This is a genomic window from Microbacterium sp. NPDC087868, assembly GCF_044900755.1.
Taxonomy (GTDB): Bacteria; Actinomycetota; Actinomycetes; order Actinomycetales; family Microbacteriaceae; genus Microbacterium; species Microbacterium galbinum.
This window is the reverse complement of record NZ_JBJDNO010000003.1, coordinates 373621-379704: the sequence shown is the minus strand read 5'-3', so window position 1 is coordinate 379704 and position 6084 is coordinate 373621. Positions and strand designations below refer to the sequence as shown.

At 68.3% G+C, this 6084-nt stretch carries 4 protein-coding genes; 1 reads left to right on the top strand and 3 read right to left on the bottom strand.

What is annotated here, in order from left to right; translation table 11 throughout:
• Positions 1-386 precede the first annotated feature (386 nt).
• The 3 genes from ACI2JZ_RS12080 to ACI2JZ_RS12070 form a co-directional block, all read right to left on the bottom strand.
• A complete protein-coding gene (locus ACI2JZ_RS12080) occupies positions 387-1295 on the bottom strand; it encodes a carbohydrate ABC transporter permease (RefSeq protein WP_247623444.1) in 909 nt (302 codons plus the stop codon).
• Between the two features lie 10 nt (positions 1296-1305).
• Positions 1306-2187, bottom strand: coding sequence for a carbohydrate ABC transporter permease (locus ACI2JZ_RS12075; RefSeq protein ID WP_247623443.1), 882 nt, complete (start codon positions 2185-2187; stop codon positions 1306-1308).
• A gap of 87 nt (positions 2188-2274) precedes the next feature.
• Positions 2275-3576, bottom strand: a complete 1302-nt coding sequence (locus ACI2JZ_RS12070; RefSeq protein WP_247632907.1) for an ABC transporter substrate-binding protein — start codon at positions 3574-3576, stop codon at positions 2275-2277.
• Between the two features lie 145 nt (positions 3577-3721).
• Between ACI2JZ_RS12070 and ACI2JZ_RS12065 the strand changes: the two genes are divergently transcribed.
• Entirely contained in the window at positions 3722-6019 is a 2298-nt protein-coding gene (locus ACI2JZ_RS12065; protein WP_404597709.1) for a beta-glucosidase, read from the top strand.
• The last annotated feature ends 65 nt before the right edge of the window (positions 6020-6084 follow it).

Genomic DNA, 6084 nt, shown 5'->3' with positions numbered 1-6084 from the left:
CCGCCACCCCCCCCCCGTGTGTGGTCGCCCCCCCCCCCCCCCGGGGGTGGGTCCCGCCCCCGCCGGGTGGGGCCAACCGCCGGCGGCGGGACCCCACCCCTCGCGCGCAAGCCCGGAGCGAACGAAGCTCGGGACTGCACCGTTCGGGAGGAGATCTCACCCAGGGGAGGAGCATTTCGCGGATTCGCTCCTCCCTTTCGCGAGTTCTCCTCCGTTGGTGCGCGGGCGGGGGCTTCGACAGGCTCAGCGACCTCGTCGCGCGCGAGGAGTCGAGACACGTCGCTGGCGCGTGGCCGCGCGCGGCGTGTCGTGACCCCTCACCACCCGGACGGGGACGCGAAAGGGGGCGGATGCCGCAGCATCCGCCCCCTTCGTCGTCGCGGGTCTCAGCCCTTGACCGCGCCGGCCGCGAGGCCCTTCATGATGCGCTGGTTGAGGAAGAGATACATGATCAGGATGCCGAACACCGTCACGCAGATCGCGGCGAACAGTGGGCCGTAGTTGATCGCGCCGTATTCGCCCGAGAAGTTGAGGAGCCCGACCTGGATCGTGTTGAGGCTCCTCTTGCCGCCGAAGACGAGGGCGATGAGCAGGTCGTTCCAGATGAGGAAGAACTGCACGATCGCGACCGTGAAGATCGCGTTCTTCATCATCGGCAGGCCGATCGCGAAGAACGAACGCAGCATCGAGGCGCCGTCGATCGTCGCGGCTTCGAAGATCTCGCGGGGGATCGCGCGGAAGTACGTCGCCATCATGAACACCGTGAGCGGGAGGCCGCCCGCGACGTAGATGAGGATCATCGGCAGGTACGAGCCGCTGAGGCCCATCTTCGAGAAGGCGTTGAACAGCGGCAGGATGATCATCTGCCCGGGGATCATGATGCCCGCCAGGAACAGCAGCAGCACCGAGGCGCGGCCCTTGAAGACCATGATCTCGAGCGCGTAGCCCGCCGCCGTGCCGAGCAGCACGATGAACACGAGCGACGGCACCGTGACGATCAGCGAGTTCGTGATCGTGGTGGCGAGGTTGCCGGTCTCCCAGGCGACGGCGTAGTTGTCCCACCGCCAGTTCTCGGGGAGCGTGTACGAGGGGTTGTTGAGGAACTCGTTGTTCGACTTCAGCGAGTTGATGAACATCCAGAACAGCGGGTAGGCCGTCACGATGACGAGCACCGCGATGGTCAGCCAGGTCGGGATCTTGCGCAGGATGCCGAGGGCGATCGCTGCGGGACCGCGGCGGTGCGGGACGAACGCCTTCGCGCTGGGAACGGCCGTCGTGTCGAGTGTGGTGGTCATGATGCTGTCCTCAGACGGTGTTGTCGCGACGCGACGAGCGGAAGATGACGAGCGTGATCAGCAGACACATGATCGTGAGCACGAGGGCGACGGTCGAGCCGTAGCCGAAGTCGCTGTACTGGAACGCCGTGCGGTACATGTACATCGTCAGCGGCGTGGTCGCGTTGCCGGGGCCGCCGCCGGTGAGGGCGAAGACCGAGTCGAAGACCTTGATCGTGCCGTTGATGCTGAAGATCATCGAGGCGAAGAGGATCGGCAGCGACATCGGGAGCACGATGTAGCGGAAGAGGCTGAACGACTTCGCGCCGTCGAGACGGGCCGACTCGATGATCTCGTCGGGGATGTCGAGCAGGCCGGAGAAGACGAGGATGCCGTAGAAGCCGGCGGAGCGCCAGACGTCCATGATGACGATGACGACGAACGCGGTCGCGCCGTCGCCGAGCCAGTCGATGTTGCTGAGGCCGACGTTCACGAGCAGCTCGTTGACGAGGCCGTCGCCGGGGGCCGACTGGAAGAGCTTCTGGTACAGGATGCCGATCGCGACGGTCGGGAGCACGACGGGGAAGAACACCAGTGTGCGGACGATGACCGAGGAGCGGCGGAGCACGAAGTGGTAGAGCAGCGCGAGTCCGAAGCCGAGCACGACCTGGAACAGGGTGGTCAGCAGCGCGTAGCGGATCGTGAACCAGAAGGCGTCGGCGACGTACTGGTCGGAGAAGAGCCGCTGGAAGTTCTCGATGCCGTTGAACTCGAAGCCTTCGAGGATGCTGCCGGTGAAGAACGTGAGGCCGAACGACCAGAGCACGGGGACGATGGTGATGAGCGTATAGATGACCAGTGCCGGCAGGAGCAGCAGCAGGATCGTCTTCCGGTCGCCGAGGACGGACTTCATGCGTGGCGGCCTTTCGGGTGTAGAGGGGGTGAGACGAGAGAACCGGCTCCGCGCACTCCGGGTACGAGTGCGCGGAGCCGGTGCGGATCAACCGGCGTCGAGAGCGTCCTGGACGAGGGTCATGAACTCCTCGGCCGTGAGCTGGCCCGTCACGAGCAGCGCGGCGTTGGTCGACGAGATGTTGCTCGCCTTCGCGTTGAAGAGCGCCTCGAACCACAGCACGCTGTCGGTGCTGGTGGAGATCTCGTCGGCGATCGTCTGCGAGATCGCGGGCAGCTCGACGTCGGCGTCGTCGGCGATGAAGCCGGTGATCTGGCCCTGCTCGAGCGCCTCGTTGCCGTAGTTCTCGGCGATGCAGCCGAGCCAGGCGCCGGTGCCCTCGTTGTAGGCGGCGTTGCTCATCGTGGCGGGCAGGCCGACGTTCGACGGGTAGGCGTCGGGCGTGCCCTTGCCACCCTCGACGGCCGGGAAGTTGAAGAACCCGACGTTGTCGGCGCCGATCTGGTTGCCGTCTCCGTTGATGTTGCCGAGGATCCAGCTGCCCATGTAGATCATGGCGGCCTTGCCCGTGAGGAACTCGTTGTACGAGCTGTCGATGTCGAGCGAGGTGACGTTCGCGTCGAAGTAGCCTTCGGCGCCGAGGTCGGCGATCGCCTGCGCGGCGGCCACGTACTCGGGGTCGGTCAGCTTGGCGTCGCCGGACGCGACCTTCTCGAGCGCGTCGTCACCGACCGAGCGGAAGAGGTAGCTCGAGATGAGGCGGGTGATGGGCCAGCCCTGCTCGCCGGATGCCGTGAACGGCGTGTAGCCCGCGGCCTTGGCCTCGGCGGCGATGGTGGTGAGGTCGTCCCAGCTCTCGGGGACGTCCCAGCCCTGCTCCTCGAAGATCTGCTTGTTGTACCAGATGCCCTCGATGTTGTACTGGAACGGCAGGAAGTTGAACTCGCCGCCGTAGAGCTTCTTGATGGTCGAGACGGCGCCTTCGGCGATCTTGTCGCGCACGCCGAGCTCGGTGAGCTTCTCGTCGAAGTCGACGAGGTAGCCGCCCTTGGCGAGCTTCGCGCCCTCGGAGGGGTTGCCGCCGGCGGAGAAGATCGGGGGCAGTTCGTCCTGCGTGGCGAGCAGCTGCACCTGGGCGTCGAGATCGGCCTGCGGTGCGGAGTTGAACTCGAGGGGCATAGCTTCTTCTTCGGCGGCGCACTGGTCGCCGGCGAGGGCTTCGAGCACCGGCTGCGTGGTGGTGTTCTCGGAGTTCTTCAGGAACTCGAAGGTGGTCGCACCCGATCCGCTGTCACCGGCGCAGCCGGAGAGGACGAGAACCCCGGCGCTGGCCAGAGCGGCAACGCTGAGGAGCGGCTTGCGAAGGCGCCGCCGTTCTGCTGTGAACACATTTCCTCCTTGAAAGTGATATCTCGTTATTGAGACGTTTCAAAACTGATGTTAGGGGGAGATCTGTGGCCTGTCAAACGAAAACTGTTCTGAGGCACGGTGAGGAAGTTCGGCGGCCGTCGGGCGGATGCGCAAGGATGAATCCATGAGCATTGAAACGTCACAATCAGCCGTGATCGACGACGAGGTGGTCGTCGACGACGCGGTCGATCGACTCATCGCCGAGATGACGCTCGCGCAGAAGACGGCCCAGCTGGTGGGGCTGTGGGCGGGCGCCCGCCGCGACGACAACGCCGCCCCGATGCAGGATCAGTTGATCGCCGACGGCATGCACGTCGACGAGTTCGCCGCGCACGGCCTCGGCCAGCTCACGCGTCACTGGGGAACGACGCCGATCGCGGTCGAAGCGGGCACGGCCGAGCTGCGTCGACGCCAGGCCGCTCTCGCCGAGCGCACCGGCATCCGCGCTCTCGTGCACGAGGAGTGCCTCACCGGCGTCCTCGCCTGGGGAGCCACGACCTACCCGACCCCGCTGGCCTGGGGCGCCGCCTTCGACCCGGAGCTCACCGAACGCCTCGGCCGGCGGATCGGCGACGACCTGCGCGCCCTCGGCGTGCATCAGGGACTCGGCCCCGTGCTCGACGTCGTGCGCGATGCCCGCTGGGGCCGCGTCGAGGAGTGCATCGCCGAGGACCCGTTCACGGTCGGCGTCGTCGGCAGCGCCTACGTGCGCGGCCTCGAGTCGGCGGGGGTGGTCGCAACCCTCAAGCACTTCGCCGGATACTCCGGGTCGCGCGCCGGCCGCAATCACGCACCGGTCTCGGTCGGTCCGCGCGAGCTCGCCGATGTCCACCTGCCTCCGTTCGAACGAGCGATCCGCGCGGGGGCACGCTCGGTCATGAACGCCTACAACGATGTCGACGGGGTTCCGGCCGCGGCATCCGCCGACCTGCTCACCGGCATCCTGCGCGACCGCTGGGGCTTCGACGGCACCGTCGTCGCCGACTACTTCGCCGTGCGGTTCCTCGAGACGATGCACGGGGTCGCCGTCGATGGCGAAGACGCGGCGGTGCTCGCGCTCTCGGCCGGCATCGACGTCGAACTCCCCACCGGCTCCGACTACCTCGCGCCGCTCGTCGCCGCGGTCGAGAGCGGGCGGATCGACGCGTCGCTCGTCGACCGCGCCCTGCGCCGCGTGCTGCGGCAGAAGCGCGATCTGGGGTTGCTGGGGGCGGCCGAACCCGAGGGCGACCCGACCGTCGACCTCGACTCCGCGGCCAACCGTGCGCTCGCGCGCGAGATGGCGGATGCCTCGATCGTGCTGCTCCAGAACGACGGTGTTCTGCCGCTCGATGCAGGGCGCACCCCACGGCTCGCCGTCGTCGGTCCGAACGCCGACCGCTTCGGGGCGGTGTTCGGGTGCTACTCCTTCGTGAAGCACGTGCTGCCGCGGCATCCCGAGGTCGATCCGCTGATCGCCGCGCCCACGGTCGCCGAGGCGCTGCGCGGGCGCTGGCCGGGTGAGGTCGATGTCGTCGAGGGCTGCGCCGTCATGGACGACGACGTCTCCGGACTCGACGCGGCGGTCGCGGCCGCGCTCGCCGCGGACGTGGTGGTGGCGGTGATGGGTGACGACTCCGGGATGTTCGGACGCGGCACGTCGGGCGAGGGCTGCGACCGCGAGGACCTGAGTCTGCCCGGGGTGCAGGAGCAGCTGCTCCACGCGCTCGTCGAGACCGGTCGCCCGGTCGTGCTCGTGCTGCTGACCGGTCGCCCCTACGCGCTCGGCGCCGCCGCCGACCGGTGCGCGGCCGTCGTGCAGGCGTTCTTCCCCGGGCAGGAGGGCGGGCCGGCCATCGCGGATGCTCTCCTCGGGGTCACCTCGCCCTCGGGGCGTCTCCCCGTGCAGATGCCCCGGCCGGGCACCCCGCAGCCGGGCAGCTACCTCGCCCCGAAGCTCGGATCGCTCACGGGCGTCAGCTCGGCCGACCCGACGCCGCGGCATCCGTTCGGCCACGGCCTCGGGTACACGACCTTCGTGCGGGACGGACTGAGCGTCGCAGAGACCCGGGTCGCCGTCGACGGCGTCGTCGAGGCCGAGGTCACGGTGCGTAACGCGGGCGACCGCGAGGGAGCCGACGTGCTGCAGGTCTACGCGAGCGACCCGGCGGCGCAGGTCGTGCGTCCTCTCCGCCAGCTCGTCGCGTTCCACAAGGTGCCGTTGGCCCCGGGGGAGGCGCAGACGTGTCGGGTGCGAATCCCCGCTGCCGCCTTCGCCTTCACCGGTGTCGCGGGGCATCGCATCGTCGAACCCGGTCGCATCGTGCTGCGGGTGGCCGCGGATGCCGCGGACGAGGGGCAGGCCATCGAGATCGACCTGATCGGAGACGTGCAGCGCGTCGACGCGATCGCTGACGAACCGGTCTGGGAACGCCGTGGCTGAGCGTGCGTGTGCCGCTCCGGGTGGCGCGCAGAGGAGCCGGTAAAGTGACTGATCGATCACCGAGC

Bases quoted from the DNA above. Each gene is read 5' to 3' on its own strand.
- ACI2JZ_RS12080 (WP_247623444.1), bottom strand. From the start codon at position 1,295: ATGACCACCACACTCGACACGACGGCCGTTCCCAGCGCGAAGGCGTTC.
- ACI2JZ_RS12075 (WP_247623443.1), bottom strand. From the start codon at position 2,187: ATGAAGTCCGTCCTCGGCGACCGGAAGACGATCCTGCTGCTGCTCCTG.
- ACI2JZ_RS12065 (WP_404597709.1), top strand. From the start codon at position 3,722: ATGAGCATTGAAACGTCACAATCAGCCGTGATCGACGACGAGGTGGTC.